The 17,055-nt window shown below is 54.0% G+C and carries 11 protein-coding genes and 3 pseudogenes; 13 read left to right on the plus strand and 1 reads right to left on the minus strand.

All coding sequences use genetic code 11. The features are described from left to right. Nucleotides 1–122: 122 nt before the first annotated feature. From LRS40_RS17510 to LRS40_RS17560, 11 genes and pseudogenes are all read left to right on the plus strand, one after another. A complete protein-coding gene (locus LRS40_RS17510; protein ID WP_231312195.1) occupies nt 123–1,739 on the plus strand; it encodes an ABC transporter substrate-binding protein in 1,617 nt (538 codons plus the stop codon). A gap of 373 nt (nt 1,740–2,112) precedes the next feature. Continuing rightward, the gene (tssB, locus tag LRS40_RS17515) at nt 2,113–2,604 is read left to right on the plus strand and encodes a type VI secretion system contractile sheath small subunit (protein ID WP_231312196.1); all 492 of its coding nucleotides are present in this window, start codon (nt 2,113–2,115) and stop codon (nt 2,602–2,604) included. Nucleotides 2,605–2,646: 42 nt separating this feature from the next. Further along, complete coding sequence (gene tssC / locus LRS40_RS17520; RefSeq protein WP_231312197.1) at nt 2,647–4,182, plus strand: type VI secretion system contractile sheath large subunit; 1,536 nt, start codon at nt 2,647–2,649, stop codon at nt 4,180–4,182. A 13-nt stretch (nt 4,183–4,195) separates the two neighbouring features. Next, nucleotides 4,196–5,536, plus strand: a pseudogene (tssK, locus tag LRS40_RS17525) (type VI secretion system baseplate subunit TssK). Next, the gene (gene tssL / locus LRS40_RS17530; protein WP_231312198.1) at nt 5,533–6,186 is read left to right on the plus strand and encodes a type VI secretion system protein TssL, short form; all 654 of its coding nucleotides are present in this window, start codon (nt 5,533–5,535) and stop codon (nt 6,184–6,186) included. The pseudogene tssK and the gene tssL overlap by 4 nt, the downstream one beginning before the upstream one ends. 3 nt (nt 6,187–6,189) lie before the next feature. After that, the gene (locus tag LRS40_RS17535) at nt 6,190–7,899 is read left to right on the plus strand and encodes an OmpA family protein (protein ID WP_231312199.1); all 1,710 of its coding nucleotides are present in this window, start codon (nt 6,190–6,192) and stop codon (nt 7,897–7,899) included. 145 nt (nt 7,900–8,044) lie between these two features. Then, nucleotides 8,045–8,536 carry a type VI secretion system effector Hcp gene (gene hcp / locus LRS40_RS17540; RefSeq protein ID WP_103179849.1) on the plus strand — a complete coding sequence of 164 codons (492 nt, stop codon included), beginning with the start codon at nt 8,045–8,047 and terminating at the stop codon, nt 8,534–8,536. A gap of 170 nt (nt 8,537–8,706) precedes the next feature. After that, nucleotides 8,707–11,352, plus strand: a complete 2,646-nt coding sequence (gene tssH / locus LRS40_RS17545) for a type VI secretion system ATPase TssH (protein ID WP_231312200.1) — start codon at nt 8,707–8,709, stop codon at nt 11,350–11,352. Next, nucleotides 11,352–11,912 carry a type IV secretion protein Rhs gene (locus LRS40_RS17550; RefSeq protein ID WP_231312201.1) on the plus strand — a complete coding sequence of 187 codons (561 nt, stop codon included), beginning with the start codon at nt 11,352–11,354 and terminating at the stop codon, nt 11,910–11,912. The genes tssH and LRS40_RS17550 overlap by 1 nt, the downstream gene beginning before the upstream one ends. Further along, complete coding sequence (locus tag LRS40_RS17555; RefSeq protein WP_231312202.1) at nt 11,906–12,448, plus strand: putative T6SS immunity periplasmic lipoprotein; 543 nt, start codon at nt 11,906–11,908, stop codon at nt 12,446–12,448. The genes LRS40_RS17550 and LRS40_RS17555 overlap by 7 nt, the downstream gene beginning before the upstream one ends. Then, nucleotides 12,435–12,785, plus strand: a complete 351-nt coding sequence (locus LRS40_RS17560; protein ID WP_370649918.1) for a hypothetical protein — start codon at nt 12,435–12,437, stop codon at nt 12,783–12,785. Before LRS40_RS17555 ends, LRS40_RS17560 begins: the two co-directional genes overlap by 14 nt. Here the strand turns inward: LRS40_RS17560 and LRS40_RS17565 are convergent. Next, nucleotides 12,720–13,417, minus strand: a protein-coding gene (locus LRS40_RS17565) for an IS1-like element IS1B family transposase (protein ID WP_095033700.1) whose coding sequence is annotated in 2 segments (ribosomal slippage) — nt 12,720–13,168 and nt 13,168–13,417 — 699 coding nt in all. Because the reading frame shifts where the segments join, the coding sequence is not laid out codon by codon here. The genes LRS40_RS17560 and LRS40_RS17565 overlap by 66 nt on opposite strands. 55 nt (nt 13,418–13,472) lie before the next feature. Between LRS40_RS17565 and LRS40_RS17570 the strand changes: the two are divergent. Then, nucleotides 13,473–15,734 (plus strand): annotated as a pseudogene (locus LRS40_RS17570) (DUF2345 domain-containing protein); the annotation flags it as partial. After that, nucleotides 15,731–17,044: pseudogene (locus LRS40_RS17575) on the plus strand (DUF2235 domain-containing protein); the annotation flags it as partial. The pseudogenes LRS40_RS17570 and LRS40_RS17575, both read left to right, overlap by 4 nt. Between the last annotated feature and the right edge of the window lie 11 nt (nt 17,045–17,055).

A 17,055-nucleotide genomic window follows, 5' to 3' on the forward strand; every position in this document is an offset into this window, starting at 1 on the left:
AGTTTCAGCTCCAGGGCAAAACCGGCAGATATCAACTTTCCGATGGAAGTTGTTTGCATTTCCCTGTTCAGAAACAAATAATTACGCATCTGCTCGTTACCCATCATTTCAAAGGGGATCTCATGAAGCATCCGGTTTCGTTGATTTGTTCTGCCTTGTGGTTGTGTGGCCTCTCTTCTTATTCCTTTGCTGCGGATGTTCCCTCCGGGACGACGCTGGCATCAAAGCAGGAGCTGGTGCGTCATATTAAAGATGAACCGGCGTCACTGGATCCCGCCAAAGCGGTGGGACTGCCCGAAATTCAGGTGATCCGCGATCTGTTCGAAGGTCTCGTCAACCAGAATGAAAAAGGGGAGCTGGTGCCGGGCGTTGCCACCCGCTGGCAGAGTAACGATAACCGTGCCTGGACCTTTACCCTGCGTGAGAATGCCCAATGGTCTGACGGCACCCCCGTCACCGCACAGGATTTTGTCTACAGCTGGCAGCGTCTGGTCGATCCGAAAACCACGTCGCCGTTTGCCTGGTTTGCGGCGCTGGCCGGGATCAACAATGCCCAGGCCATTATCGACGGCAAGGCCACGCCGGATAAGCTCGGCGTGACTGCGGTAGATAGCCGAACTCTGCGCATCCAGCTGGATAAACCGCTGCCGTGGTTTGCCAATCTCACTGCAAGCTTCGCCTTCTATCCGGTACAAAAAGCCAACGTTGAGAGCAGCGCGGAGTGGACCCGTCCGGGTACGCTGGTGGGCAATGGCGCATACATTCTGAAAGACCGGGTGGTCAACGAGAAGCTGGTCGTCGAGCGCAACACCCATTACTGGGATAACGATAAAACGGTGCTGCAGAAAGTGACCTTTATCCCGATCAACCAGGAGTCGTCTGCCACCAAGCGCTACCTGGCGGACGATATCGATATCACCGAATCATTCCCGAAAAACCTCTACCAGAAGCTGTTGAAGGACATTCCGGGGCAGGTTTATACCCCGCCGCAGCTGGGCACCTACTATTACGCCTTTAATACCCAGAAAGGCCCGACGGCGGATGCCCGGGTGCGCCTGGCGCTGAGCATGACCATCGACCGGCGGATCATGGCCGAGAAAGTGTTGGGCACCGGCGAAAAACCGGCATGGCACTTCACCCCGGACGTGACCGCAGGCTTTACGCCGGAGCCATCACCCTTTGAGCAGATGAGCCAGGAGGAGATGAACGCGCAGGCCAAAACGCTCCTGCAGGCAGCGGGCTACAATGCACAGAAACCACTGAAACTGACGCTGCTGTACAACACCTCGGAAAACCACCAGAAGATCGCCATCGCGGTGGCGTCGATGTGGAAAAAGAATCTCGGCGTCGATGTGAAGCTGCAAAACCAGGAGTGGAAAACCTATATCGACAGTCGTAACACCGGCAATTTCGATGTGATCCGCGCCTCGTGGGTGGGAGATTACAATGAACCCTCGACCTTCCTCTCGTTGCTGACCTCCACGCATACCGGCAATATTTCCCGCTTCAACGATCCGGCGTATGACAAAGTCATCAATCAGGCGTCGCTGGAGACCACCGCGAAGGCCCGCAACGCGGATTACAATACGGCGGAGAAAATCCTCGCGGAAAAAGCGCCGATTGCGCCGATCTATCAGTACACCAACGGGCGCTTAATCAAACCCTGGGTGAAAGGGTATCCGATTAACAACCCGGAAGATGTGGCATACAGTCGCACCATCTATATCGAGAAGCATTGATAGAGTATGTTTTCCTTATAACGGATGCTATAACCGGAACTGGCGCGAATTGTAGCGCCAGTTTTGATCTGATTTAGAATTATGCAAGAATCTACCGTAGCTCTAATTTTACGTTATTATCCCTTCTGTAAAACCATAATTACCCATCGATATTTGTTAAAGCATAGATTGAGTATTAATATGTTATTCGCCTCGCAAATACATAATTATTGTTTAATATTACTCACTGACAGGAATTAAAGTTAACTGTTTGATGGAAGTCTACTTTTGGACCAAGAGTTAGTTGATTACATGTAATTACTTGTTCTAATATCGCCTCTGCAAACAAATGTAGTTTTACTTAATAACTATTCCTTAAGGAAAAGGGACTGCTATGGCTGATACATTTCAGAATGAAGTGCCCAGGGCACGTATAAATCTCAAGCTGGCTCTCCATACGGGGGGCGCGCAAAAGAAAGTTGAACTGCCGCTTAAGCTCCTTACCGTTGGTGATTTCAGTAATGGCAAAGAAAAACGGCCGTTATCAGAGAGGGAAAAGGTTAACGTTAATAAAAATAATTTCGACAGTGTACTTTCAGAATTTAACCCGGAAATTAACCTGGCTGTACAGAATACGCTGGCTGGCGAGGGTTCAGAAGAAAATATCCAACTGCAATTTTCATGTATAAAAGATTTCGAGCCCGAACAGGTTGCCCGTCAAATTCCTCAGCTTCGCGCCGTGCTGGCGATGCGTAATCTATTACGCGATCTAAAATCCAATCTGCTTGATAACGCCACTTTCAGAAAAGAGCTCGAGAAAATTCTTAAGGATCCGGCGCTGTCTCAGGAATTACGCGACGAAATGAGCGCGCTTGCCCCGAAATAAAACGTGGGTATCTCTTTTAATGGATTAACCGGGAATATGCTGATGTCTGTAAATACTGAAACTGGCTCTGCTCAAGGGCAAACCACCGTACTTGAAAAAGAGGGCGTTTACGCCTCCCTGTTTGAAAAAATCAACCTCACCCCGGCGTCCAGCCTTGGGGATATTAATGCATTTCTGGACGATGCCGCGCTGGCGGATGCGCCTGCGGGCGAGCGCCTGACGGCTGCGATGCAGGTGTTTATGGACTGCATCCGTAAATCAGGCCAGCAGGTGGAAAAGCTCGATAAAACGCTGATCGATTACCATATCGCAGAGCTGGATTTTCAAATCAGCCGCCAGCTGGATGCGGTGATGCACCATGAAGAATTCCAGAAGGTAGAATCCCTGTGGCGCGGCCTGAAACAGCTGGTGGACAATACCGACTATCGCCAGAACGTAAAAACCGAAATTCTTGACGTCTCCAAAGATGACCTGCGCCAGGACTTCGAAGATGCGCCGGAGCTTATCCAGAGCGGACTTTACTGGCACACCTACACTGCCGAATACGACAACCCGGGCGGGGAGCCGATTGGCTCGGTGATTTCTTCTTACGAATTTGACGCCAGCCCGCAGGATATGGCGTTGCTGCGCAACATCTCCAAAGTCTCCGCCGCGGCACATATGCCGTTTATCGGATCCGTCGGGCCGAAATTCTTCCTGAAGGAGTCGATGGAAGAGGTGGCGGCCATTAAAGATATCGGCAACTACTTCGACCGTGCCGAGTACATCAAATGGAAATCCTTCCGCGACACCGACGACTCCCGCTATATCGGTCTGGTGATGCCGCGCGTGCTGGGGCGTCTGCCGTACGGCCCGGATACCGTGCCGGTGCGCAGCTTCAACTATGTTGAACAGGTGAAAGGCCCGGATCATGAGAAATACCTCTGGACCAGCGCGTCATTCTCTTTCGCCTCCAATATGGTGAAGAGCTTTATCAACAACGGTTGGTGCGTGCAGATCCGTGGCCCGCAGGCCGGTGGCGCAGTGAAAGACCTGCCGATCCATCTGTACGATCTGGGGACCGGCAACCAGGTGAAGATCCCGTCCGAGGTGATGATCCCGGAAACCCGGGAGTTTGAGTTCGCGAATCTGGGTTTTATCCCGCTGTCGTACTACAAAAACCGCGATTACGCCTGCTTCTTCTCGGCCAACTCTACACAGAAACCGGCGCTGTACGACACCGCCGATGCAACGGCCAACAGCCGCATTAACGCGCGCCTGCCTTATATCTTCCTGCTGTCCCGTATTGCTCACTACCTGAAGCTTATTCAGCGTGAAAACATCGGTACCACCAAGGACCGTCGCCTGCTGGAGCTGGAGCTCAACACCTGGGTTCGCGGTCTGGTGACCGAAATGACCGACCCGGGCGATGAATTGCAGGCTTCCCATCCGCTGCGCGACGCGAAGGTGATCGTGGAAGATATCGAGGATAACCCGGGCTTCTTCCGTGTGCGGCTCTATGCAGTGCCGCACTTCCAGGTGGAAGGGATGGATGTGAATCTGTCGCTGGTTAGCCAGATGCCAAAAGCGAAAGCGTAAGGCGGGCGCAGGGATGAAAATTTATCGTCCGTTATGGAGCGACGGGGCTTTTCTGGCCCCCCAACAGTTTCAGCAGCAGGCCCGCTGGGATGCGCACGTTGCTGATACCGTTGCACGGATGGCGCTGGCTCACCCCTGGGGTGTGCTGTGTGCTGAGTTTGACGACAGCGCACTGGCGCTTTCCCGGCTCAATGCCACTCGTCTGATGGTACGCTTTGCCGACGGGACGCTGGTAGATACGGACCTGGCGGATAATTTGCCGCCGGTTTGCGATTTATCCGCGTTAGGGCAGGAGAGTGTTGAGGTGCTTTTATGCCTGCCATTGCTCAACGCGAACGGCGGTAATCTTGATGACGGGCACGACAGTGCCCGTCCGCGCCGCTGGCAGGCGGAGCGGGTGACGGTGCAGGAGCTGGCCGGCCATGAGCGTAGCGATCTGGCCGTGTTGCGCCATTCGCTGACGCTGCGTCTGTCCACTCAGGAAAACAGTGCTTACCTCACCTGCCCGGTGGCGAGGCTGACCCGTAACGCGCAGGGACAGTGGATCCGCGAACCAGGTTTTATTCCGCCGCTGATGTCGCTGGCTGCAAGTCCTGTGCTGATCGATGAACTGAAGGATCTTCTGCACCGCCTGGCGGCACGGCGTAAGCGTCTGATGTCGATGCGTCGTTAAAGCAACGAAAGGATGGCAGACTTTGCTGTGGCAGATGTTTCCCTTTTCTGGCTGCTTAATGCCCTGAACAGCGCCGAACCTGTGTTGACAGAACTGCATCAGACGCCGTCACGCCATCCTGAGCTGCTGTACCGAGAGCTGGCAAGGCTTACCGGAAGTCTTTTGACTTTCTCCCTTGAACTCAACGCTGAGGATATTCCCCCTTACCGGCATGACATGCCGGAACTGGTGTTTCCCCCTTTGTTTACCCTGCTTGAGCAACTTCTGGAGGCTAGCCTGCCGTCGCGGGTTATCGTCATTGCCCTCGAACAGGGCGTAGACCGGGAGATTTGGCGCGGGAGACTGCACGATGCGCGATTACGTGAAGGGGCGGATTTCTATCTTTCCGTGCGTTCCACCATGCCAAACCATGAACTGCAGACACGCTTCCCACAGCTTTGTAAAGCCGGCAGCCATGACGATGTTTCCGAGGTGGTCAATATCGCTCTGAGCGGCATGGTGATTAAACCATTAAGCCATGTTCCTGCTGCCATACCGCTACGTCTGGAGAACCAGTATTTTGCACTGGACCTGTCCACCGATGCAGCTCGCGCCATGCTGGAGGCCGGAAACTGCACCTTCTACACCCCAGAATCACTCGGTGAAGTGAAACTCGAACTGTTTGCGGTGCTGCGCTCATGAATACCTCAGATATTAACCTGATAAATAAAACGTTTTATCCGGGCTGGCTGATGGTCAGCCAGTTACGCAGTGGCCAGGAGATAAAGGACGGGGAGGTACTTTACCGCCGCGCCTGCCGGTGGGTGAATGACGCCCGTAAGTCACTAACCGAAGCCGGGTTCAGCGAAAAGAGCTGTGAAAATATGCTGTATACGTATTGCGCCCTGCTGGATGAGAGCGTAATGAACCGCGACAGACAGGATGATGGCTATCGTAAATGGCGGAAGGATCCACTGCAGGCCCGTTTTTTCAGTACCCTGAACGCTGGGGAAGATCTATGGGAACGAATTCGTACCATACTGCGCGAGCCTGCGCCGGATGTGGCTGTTCTGACCTGCCTGTACCGAACCCTGCAGTTGGGTTTTGTTGGCCAGTATCGGGCTCAGGACGATGAGCGTCGTGAGGACGTAGTTCGCGCGCTCAGTGAGCGGGTGCCGCCTTTCACCCTGGCTCAGGACGCACCTGTGGTAGTCAGGGCATCTCGCCTGCGTAGTGGACGTCGGATGTACTGGCTGGGCTGGACGGCTGGAGTTGTGGTGCTGGCGGCGCTGTGGTTTACCTTCTCCTCTTTACTCTCGCAGATGGTAGCGCAGATAGCAGGGCAGGGATAAGGCATGCGTGATTACACACGTGGTTTTCTCACGATACTTACCACCATTCTTGCCCTGTGGCTGGTGTTGGGTTTCTGGCCTGGTTCTGCCGCAACTCGGTTTGTGCTCAGCTTTTGCATCTTACTGATTTGCGGTGCGGTGCTCTGGCGTCAGCGGCGGCTGTTCCGGAACCGCCAGTCAGCCAGTGGGCGGATAGAAGAAAACAGTCTGCCGCCTGAGGATTTTCAGGGTGCGGTGGTGCTGGTTTGCGGCGATACCGCACAGCTATTTTCTGCGGATATGGCGCACCGTGAAACCCGTCAGGGCTGGTATCTACGGGCAGAGGACGCCGAACAGTTACCGTTACTGGCACAGCATCTGGCTTCCGTACGTCCGGCGCTGGTGTCACAGATTTCTGTACTGCTTTCTCTACTTCCGGAGCAACAAACGAGCGAAGAAGCCCTGGCGCAGACGCTTCGGGGATGGCGACGCAGCATTATGCAGTGTCGGACCTGGCTGAATGGTGTGCCTCCCGTCTGGAACGTGGCCTGGGTCAACCCTCTGGATGCGAGGCATCATCTTCAGGAAGATACCCTTTGGTTTACCCTGACGCCTGATCTGCCGGGTGTCATGGTGAGACAGCATGGACATGTTGCGCTACCCGTTGCCGACTGGCTGCGAGAGATCGGTAGTCATGCTTCACGTCTTTATCATGCCCTCTGGCTGGACAGCGTTCTTGCTCTGACGGAAAGGTATCTTTCACGACCACTCAGTACGCGTCAGGGGGAGCTGACCCCACTGAAACCTTGTGCAACGGGTATATGTCTGACGACGGTCGCTGCGGTTGCAGAGAATCTCTGGCAGCAGCAGATAGCCGGTGTGACCACGCTGCGACCCGACGCTGTCTCTGCGTCTGAGATGCTGCCTCTTCCGGATATTCTTCTGCCATATCTGCCGCGCTGCCACGGTATTAGCCGCCGGATGGAAGATGCACGTCTGGCCGGTGGTGTTTGTTTCCTCTTTCTTGTGCTGGCGATGCTGGCTTCCTTTGTTAACAACCAGCGCCTGATTCGAAGTATTGGTGACCATCTTGCGGTGTACCACCGACTTAGCGGTACGCCGCCGGCGCCGAAATTGCAGGCACAGCAGCGCCTTCGTGCCGATAGCCGTCAGCTTGATGACTGGCTGCGTCGGGGAGAGCCGCTGCGTTATGGGATGGGGCTGTATCAGGGGATGCGTCTGATCCCCCCTGTGGAAGCCGCTATTAATGACTGGACGCCACCGCCGCCGCCTCGTCCTGTGGTTAAACAAATTTTGCAGGGACCACAGACTATCCGCCTCGACAGCATGTCTCTTTTTGACACCGGGAAATGGGCGCTGAAACCCGGCTCCACCCGGCTGCTGGTGAACTCGCTGGTGGGTATCAAGGCGAAGCCCGGCTGGCTGATTGTAGTGGCGGGGCATACCGACAGCGTGGGTGATGACAAATCCAATCAGGTGCTCTCCCTGAAACGTGCCGAATCCGTGCGCAACTGGATGCGTGATACCGGCGACGTCCCGGAGATCTGTTTTGCGGTGCAGGGTTATGGCGAAAGCCGTCCTGTTGCCACCAACGACACGGCTGAAGGCCGGACGCTTAACCGCCGTGTCGAAATCAGTCTGGTGCCGCAGGCGAATGCCTGTCAGTCACCGGGTAACACCCCCGCGTCATCGCAGGATGATGACGCTTTTTAAAATGATACACACAGTCATTCGGTCTGCATCGCGGCGGCAACTGAATGCGTCCCCGGGAGCATAGTTCACTATGTGACCGGGGCAAATGAGGGCAGCCAACAAAGAGGCAGCCTGAAGGACGACGTGTATAAATGGAGTAATTAACATGGCAATTCCCGTTTATCTGTGGCTGAAGGACGACGGCGGCGCAGACATCAAAGGTTCCGTGGATGTGAAGGACCGCGAAGGCAGCATCGAAGTGGTGGCTCAGGAACACAACCTGTATATCCCGACCGACAACAACACCGGCAAGCTGACCGGAACGCGTATCCACACGCCGTTCCTGTTCACCAAGGAAATCGACTCCTCCAGCCCGTACCTGTACAAGGCGGTCACCACTGGCCAGACCCTGAAATCTGCAGAATTCAAGTGGTACAAAATCAACGATGCCGGTCAGGAAGTGGAGTACTTCAACACCAAGCTTGAGAACGTGAAGGTGGTGAAGGTCAATCCGCTGATGCACGACATCAAGGATCCCTCCAAAGAGAAGCACAACCATCTGGAACAGATTGAGCTGCGCTACGAAAAAATTACCTGGACCTATAAAGACGGCAACATCATTCATTCCGATTCCTGGAATGAACGCGCTACTGCCTGATCCCTGTAGCAGACGGTTCTCCGTCTGCTTTTTTTACTGAGCACCTGTGACTACGGGCGCTCAGCAAAGAAAAACACAATCTGCCTGCCTGACCTGATGCGCTTTGGGTTCCCTGGATGAGGAAAAGCGACGGGCGGTAGCGTGTCCGGAACCGATAAAGAGAGAGTCTCATGGAAAATCCAGCCATCCTGTTACGCCGTCTTAATCCTTACTGCGCCCGCGCGATGGAAGGCGCAGCCTCCCTGTGCCAGACCCGTGCTCATGCGGAAATCCTGCCCGAGCACTGGCTGCTGAAACTGCTGGAGCAGGGCGAGGGCGACCTGACGGTGCTGGCTCGCCGTTATGAGTGGGATATGGATGCGATATGGCAGGATTTACTGACGCATATGGATACACTTCCTCGCTCCGTTCGTAGCCGCCCTCAGCTTTCGGAAAGCATACAGGTGCTGATGCAGGATGCGTGGCTACACGCCTCGCTCGCGGGCGAAGAACAGATCCGCAGCATTCACCTGCTGATGGCACTAATTGAAAAGCCGAAACAGGTGCGCTGCGATGGGTTATGGCCGCTGTTGACCCTGGGTCAGAGCCAGCTTGAACGCCTGCGCCCGCTGCTGGATGCGCAGTCTGATGAACGCCCGGAGATGCAGCAGGAGGTAGCACTGGCGCAAGGGTCCGGCGGAGAAGTGGAGTTTATAGGCCGCCCGGTAAATGCAGAGATCAAAGAGGGCGAACTGACCCCGGCGCTGCAGAACGCGCTGGATAAGTTCACCCTCGACGTCACCGCCCGCGTCCGTGATGGCAAAATTGATCCCGTATTTGGCCGCGACAATGAAATCCGCCAGATGGTGGATGTTCTCTCCCGTCGTCGCAAGAACAACCCCATTCTGGTCGGTGAACCGGGCGTCGGCAAAACTGCCCTGGTGGAAGGGCTGGCTCTGCGTATTGCCGAAGGTAACGTGCCGGACAGCCTGAAGCCAGTGAGCGTCCGCACCCTTGATCTCGGGCTGCTTCAGGCAGGTGCAGGGGGGAAGGGGGAGTTTGAACAGCGGCTGAAAAACATTATCGAAGCGGTGCAGCAGTCGCCACTGCCGATTCTCCTTTTCATTGATGAAGCGCACACCATTATTGGCGCAGGCAACCAGGCGGGCGGCGCGGATGCGGCCAATCTGCTGAAGCCCGCGCTCGCCCGCGGCGAGCTCAGGACCATCGCCGCCACTACCTGGAGCGAGTATAAGCAATATTTTGAGCGTGATGCCGCACTGGAACGCCGCTTCCAGATGGTTAAGGTGGATGAGCCGGATGACGACACCGCCTGCCTGATGCTGCGCGGCCTGAAATCCCGCTACGCAGAGCACCACGGCGTGCACATCACCGATGAGGCCGTTAAGGCCGCGGTCACGCTTTCAAGGCGTTACCTCACCGGACGCCAACTGCCGGACAAGGCGGTGGACCTGCTGGACACCGCCTCTGCCCGGGTCCGCATGAGCCTTGATACCGTACCGGAACAATTAACCCGTATGAAGGCGCAGCTGACTGCGCTGGATATGGAGAAGCAGGCGTTGCGGAAAGATATTGCAGTAGGTAACAGTACTCACGGCGAACGTCTGCCGACCATCGAGCAGGAAGAAATCCGCATTATTCTGGCGCTGGATACTCTGGAAACCCAGTATGGCCAGGAGTTGAAGCTGATCGGAGAACTGTTAGCCTGTCGTACCGACATTTCCCGCCAGGCAGAAATTGCTTCCCTGCAGAGCCGGCTTACCGCCGTGCAGCAGGGTAATCCGCTGCTGGGCCTTGACGTGGATGCGCGCACTGTCGCCACCGTTATCGCCGACTGGACCGGGGTGCCGCTCTCTTCATTAATGAAGGATGAGCAGACGGAACTGCTGAGCCTGGAAGCCAGCCTCGGTAAACGCGTGGTGGGCCAGGACGCGGCACTGAATGCCATTGCACAGCGTCTCCGAGCCAGCAAGACCGGCCTTGCGCCGGAGAACGGCCCGCAGGGGGTGTTTCTGCTCACCGGCCCGAGCGGCACCGGTAAAACCGAAACTGCGCTGGCCCTTGCAGACGAACTGTTTGGCGGCGAAAAATCCCTTATCACCATCAACCTCTCCGAATACCAGGAGCCGCACACCGTCTCTCAGCTCAAGGGTTCGCCGCCGGGGTACGTCGGCTACGGCCAGGGCGGTATCCTCACCGAAGCGGTGCGCAAACGCCCCTACAGCGTGGTGCTGCTGGATGAAGTAGAAAAGGCCCATCGCGATGTGATGAACCTGTTCTATCAGGTCTTTGACCGCGGCTTTATACGCGACGGCGAAGGGCGTGAAATCGACTTCCGTAACACCGTTATCCTGATGACCTCCAACCTCGGCAGCGACCAAATCATGCATTTGCTGGAGGAACAGTCGGAAGCCACCGAGCCGGACCTGCATGAACTATTGCGCCCGGTACTGCGCGACCACTTCCAGCCGGCGCTACTGGCGCGTTTCCAGACGGTGATTTACCGGCCGCTGGCACAAGACGCGATGCGCACTATTGTCGGGATGAAGCTGAACCAGGTGAGTAAACGACTGGCTCGCCACTACGGTATAACGACGGAGCTCGGCGAAAGCCTGTATGACGCGCTGACTGATGCCTGCCTGCTGCCGGACACCGGGGCGCGCAACGTCGATAGCCTGCTTAACCAGCAAATTTTACCGGTACTGAGCCAGCAGTTGCTGACTCATATGGCTGCGGAACGAAAGCCGCAGCGCCTGACATTGGGCTGGAATGAGGGAGAAGGGGTCGTCATTGAGTTACAACAGGAGGATCAGTAATGACCATCCATGATAAGGATAAGGAAGATAAAAAAGAGGAAGAGAAGGATGGTTCAACGCGACAACTGACAACCGGGGAGATTGCATTGGCGAAGTCGGTATTCAGGTCGACGATCTCATACCATAAGGTCTGGATCCATCATGACAGCTACCTTCCCTTTGGACTGCAGGACAAAAACACGGCGATGGCCCCAAACGGCGAGCTTTATTTTCGTCACTGGTACAGGGATGATTACTCGTTAGTTGTTCCTTTTCTGCAACATCTTTTTATACACGAAATGAGTCATGTCTGGCAGCGTGAAAAGGGAATGAATGTCATTGGAAGGGGCCTAATTAGCTGGGCAGTAAGTTACCGCTATGTCCTGGATGGGCGTCTGCTAAGTGAATACCCCATGGAGCAGCAGGCACAGATCATTGCCGACCATTTTTATTTGCAGGTTGAAGGATACGAGACGTGGCGTGATCTGAGGGAAGCGGGTGATATCACACTTGATGGCAACATTTCTGAATCCGTGATCCGCCATCTGTATACCAGCGCATTGCGAGGATTCCCATGGTGAAAATAATAACTTTTCGCTGTAGGTATACTTTTTTATTTAGTCTGATCTTACTGACCGGATGCCCTGGAAGCGGAGATTACCTTCAGCCTGATGAAGTAACAACGGTCAGTTCAAGAGGCGACAACGTGTGTTTCAGCATTCCCGATCCACAGGACTACCAGCCTGTTAGTATTTCTATCGACCCAAGAGGGACACGATTCAGGGATCGGAACATTACGTTTGATCCCACACTTCGTATTGTGAACAGCCAGCTATGTATCCCACCTTCATTCCATCATTTTCCTGATAAAGGCCAGTTTATTGTCAGATATGTTCTTCAATCTGAGCGCCATAAGGATACGCCACGCAGAATGGTCGCCGGGATTGAGATTGGCAACGATTGTGTTTTTGATATTCCGCTTACTGACATGGAGGCAGTAAGACCTTATGGCGAGTTGAAAAGCAGTAATGATCGGTCTGTTCAAAGCGAACGTAGTGGTTCCTGCAAATATCCCTTTAAATCTTTTCATGGAGTGAAAAAGAATGAATCTGACTGACTCGCTGCATAACATTTTAAAAGGGACAGGAAACCTGAACCGATACCGACTGGATATTCCTTCCTGTCCGTCGCCACTGGATGTTGAAGATTTTAGCGGTATTGAAGGCATGAGCAGGATTTACCGGTATGACATCGTTTTCACCAGTACGGATAACCATCTTGATGCTGCGTGGTTCCTGCGGAAACCGGCAAGCCTGACGATGGGAACGGGCCTGCTGGTAGTATTAACTGAGCAGAAAAAAGTACACGGTGTTGGTAATGACTCCAACTTATTGATAGTGTTTTATGTTCAGATAATGCCCGATGACTTTGTCATGCAGCTCCACCGATTTTGAGAACGACAGCGACTTCCGTCCCAGCCGTGCCAGGTGCTGCCTCAGATTCAGGTTATGCCGCTCAATTCGCTGCGTATATCGCTTGCTGATTACGTGCAGCTTTCCCTTCAGGCGGGATTCATACAGCGGCCAGCCATCCGTCATCCATATCACCACGTCAAAGGGTGACAGCAGGCTCATAAGACGCCCCAGCGTCGCCATAGTGCGTTCACCGAATACGTGCGCAACAACCGTCTTCCGGAGCCTGTCATACGCGTAAAACAGCCAGCGCTGGCGCGATTTAGCCCCGACGTATCCCCACTGTTCGTCCATTTCCGCGCAGACGATGACGTCACTGCCCGGCTGTATGCGCGAGGTTACCGACTGCGGCCTGAGTTTTTTAAATGGCGGAAAATCGTGTTGAGGCCAACGCCCATAATGCGGGCGGTTGCCCGGCATCCAACGCCATTCATGGCCATATCAATGATTTTCTGGTGCGTACCGGGTTGAGAAGCGGTGTAAGTGAACTGCAGTTGCCATGTTTTACGGCAGTGAGAGCAGAGATAGCGCTGATGTCCGGCAGTGCTTTTGCCGTTACGCACCACCCCGTCAGTAGCTGAACAGGAGGGACAGCTGATAGAAACAGAAGCCACTGGAGCACCTCAAAAACACCATCATACACTAAATCAGTAAGTTGGCAGCATCACCCACGGTGTTATCACTGATTTCAGGCGAATATCCGGCTCTGCCGACCAGACATTATATAGGATTACCCTGAGACCTTTTTTATCCCTGCTGGATAAACAATTCCGTTCCCATCGTTTCTTTGTCAATAAATCTGTGCCCGACGTGGTGGCGTTGATATTGCAGGAGCACGGCCTGCATGGCTGGGAATATGAATTTAATCTCAAACAAAACTACCCGAAGCGCGAGCAGATAAACCAGTATCAGGAGAGCGATCTGACATTTATTCAGCGCCTGCTGGCTGAGGTGGGGATTTTTTATTTTTTCACCTTACAGGAAGATGCGCAGAGCGAAGTGGTGCATTTTGCCGATGCGCAGCGGCCGCTGATGTTTGGTAAAACGCTGCCGGTGAACAGTCCGTCCGGGATGAGCGACAGCGGGACAGAGTCCATATGGGGGTTGGACGTCACCCATAACGTGGTGGAGGCAAACGTCACCACCCGGGATTACAACCACCGTGACGCCCAGAGTGTGCTGCAGTCTTCCCCGGCGGATATGACCCGGGGAGATGGTGAGGGCAAGTCTTATGGGGAGGTGTATCACTATAAGCTGCGTCATCTGGAGCGCGGGGAAAAAATCGACCCGCAGGCGGAAACCGCCAATTTTTATGCCCGCCTCGATCATGAGCGTTTTCTGGCAGACCAGACGCGGATTACAGGAGTCAGCAACGATGCGACCCTTGCAGCCGCGCAGGTGCTGACTATCACCGACAGCCTGCTGCCGACTCTGCCTGTGCCCTTGCAGGATCCGGTATTAATCACCGGACTGGAGTTTACCGCCAGCCGTAAAGCGGCCCTGCGCGTGAGCCTGCAGGCAGTCCCCTACAGCGAAACGGTGTGCTGGCGTCCGCCGCTTCTGCCGCGCCCGAAGGTGACCGGTACCATGACGGCCCGAGTGACCAGCGCAAAGGCTAATGATATTTACGCCTGGCAGGATGCATCCGGTCTTTACCGGGTGAAATTCGACGCTGACCGGGACGGTAAGGTACAGGGGCAGGAGAGTATGCCGGTGCGACTGGCCAAACCTTACGGCGGGGATGTATATGGTTTTCACTTCCCGCTTGTCCAGGGAACGGAGGTGGCGATCGCTTTTCACGAAGGGGATCCGGACCGGCCGTACATCGCCCATGCCCTGCATGATTCACGGCATGTGGATCATGTCACGGAAAAGAACAGTACGCGCAATGTTATTCGTACTGCCGGATTAAATAAGCTGCGGATGGAGGACAAACGGGGTGAGGAACATATCAAGCTCAGTACCGAGTACGGCAAAACGCAGCTTAATTTAGGTCACAATGTCAACGCCTCCCGGGCGCTTCGGGGGGAGGGTGCTGAGCTTCGGACGGATGACTGGGTAAGTATCCGGGGCGGGAAAGGGGTGTTTATCAGTGCGGACATACAGCCTCAGGCGCAAGGACAGATGCTGGAGATGGATGACGCTATCCTGCAACTGGAGCAGGCATTAACGTTGGCTCGAAGTATGGCAAAGGCTGCCATCTCTGCAAAGGCCACTCAGGGGGATGTCGGTAGTCAGCAACGATTGAATGCCTCTTTAAGTGACCTCACCGCACCGGGAATGCTGCTGCATGCCCCAGAGGGAATTGGAATGGTGAGTGCCAGGACGCTGCGGATAGCTTCGGGAAGTGAAAGTGTGGGTATCATGTCGGGAGACAACACCGATATCAGTGCTGGCCAGTCGTTCACCGTTGCAGCAGGAGAAGCTGTTAGTCTGTTGGCAAATAACCAGGGTATGCAGTTGCTGGCAGCAAAAGGCGAGGTAAATATTCAGGCGCAGAGTGACGCGTTATCGGTTAGCGCTCAACAGGGTCTTGAGATTCAAAGTTCTGAAGGGACAGTGACTGTCTCCGCTCATCAGGAACTAGTCCTTGCGTGTGGTGGGGCCTATATCAAACTAAGCGGTGGAAATATCGAACTGGGTTGTCCGGGAAATATTCTGCTGAAAAGCGCGAATGTACAAAAGATGGGCGCAGCCAGTCTTGATATCACGCCAATCGAAATGCCGGTAGGATTTGGTGGTGGTTTTATTCTTACCGATGATAAAGGTATTCCGCAGTCGTCAACGCCTTATCGAATAACAACGGCAGAGGGTGATGTGTTACAGGGAATTACTGATGAAAATGGCAAAACAGCGCCAGTCAATACATCAATTCCGTCATCGGTAAAAGCTGAGTTCGGTAAGGTAAAAACTAACGGAGAGGCGGAATGACACAATACCAGGGGTATGACGTAACAGATGCCACCCATAAAACCAGTATTCATAATGACTGGAAAACGGTTGTCGCACAGAAAAAGCCAGTGCGCGGTGTGACCTTAACCATCGGTGTGTTTTTCGATGGTACAGGGAATAATCGTGAAAATACCGCATCTCGCCTGCTGAAATTTAATGAGTGCAGTGCTCCCAGCCAGGGTGTGAATCAAAAAGATGCGCAAAGCTGTGAAGACTTTCTTGAAGCCATCAATAAAGATAGTCTCTCGAATGGCAGCTACAGAGGATATTATTCAAATATTCACTGGCTAAATACTCTCTACTTACCAGATCAGGCACTAAAGGAAGAGCAGACGTCAGCTCAAATCAAAACCTACATTTCAGGGATAGGTACCGCGGCGGGGGAATCAGACTCGGCCATCGGCATGGGGCTGGGCACCAGTATTCTGGATATATTTGAAGGCGTGGTGACGAAAACTGACGAGGCAATGGAAGGGATCGCCAGCGAACTTTTAGCTTTTATGAAGCGAAATGTCCAACAGAATTTCTGTATTGCAAAAATTCAGTTTGATGTCTTTGGTTTTAGCCGTGGGGCGGCGGCGGCGCGGCACTTTGCCAACCGAGTTATGGAACAGGATCCTGCCATAGCCAGTGCGATTGCGAAAGGGCTCAGAGGGGATTATTACGACGGCAAACCTTCCGGTGAAGTCCGCTTCCTGGGACTTTTCGATACCGTGGCGGCCATTGGCGGGATCAGTAACTTCTTCGATATTAATGGCCGCAGCAATCCGAGAGTGAAACTGGAATTGCGTCCTTCTGTTGCGAAGAAAGTTTTCCAGATCACCGCGATGAATGAATACCGGTATAACTTCAGCCTGAACAGTATTCAGAGTATGTGGCCCGAGCTTGCGCTGCCGGGAGCGCATTCAGACATTGGCGGGGGTTACAATCCGGTGGGCTCACCTCTGCAGGAAAATGAAAGTCTGTTTCTGAGCTGCCCTGAATTTGAAATCGTCAGCGACGATACCAGAGAAACCGATACGCGAGTCTATCGTAAGGCGGAGAAAGCGAGAGAAATGCTGATGTCTTTGCCTGCCTTAAAGCACATTTTGCCTCAAGGGAAAATCACCACTAAAACCCGCTCCGTTGGTGTGATAAACAGCAATCAACATCGGAATGGCATAATACAAAAACAGGTGGGGGCCGCCGTGTTTTTTGAGCGTATGGCCGTTCCCAATGAATGGGCCAACGTCTGCCTGCGAGTGATGCTAGATGCGGCTCAGGAAGCCGGGGTATTGTTCTATGAAATTGGTAATGACTC

The organism is Leclercia sp. G3L, from assembly GCF_021117075.1.
GTDB classification, from domain to species: Bacteria; Pseudomonadota; Gammaproteobacteria; order Enterobacterales; family Enterobacteriaceae; genus Enterobacter; species Enterobacter adecarboxylatus_C.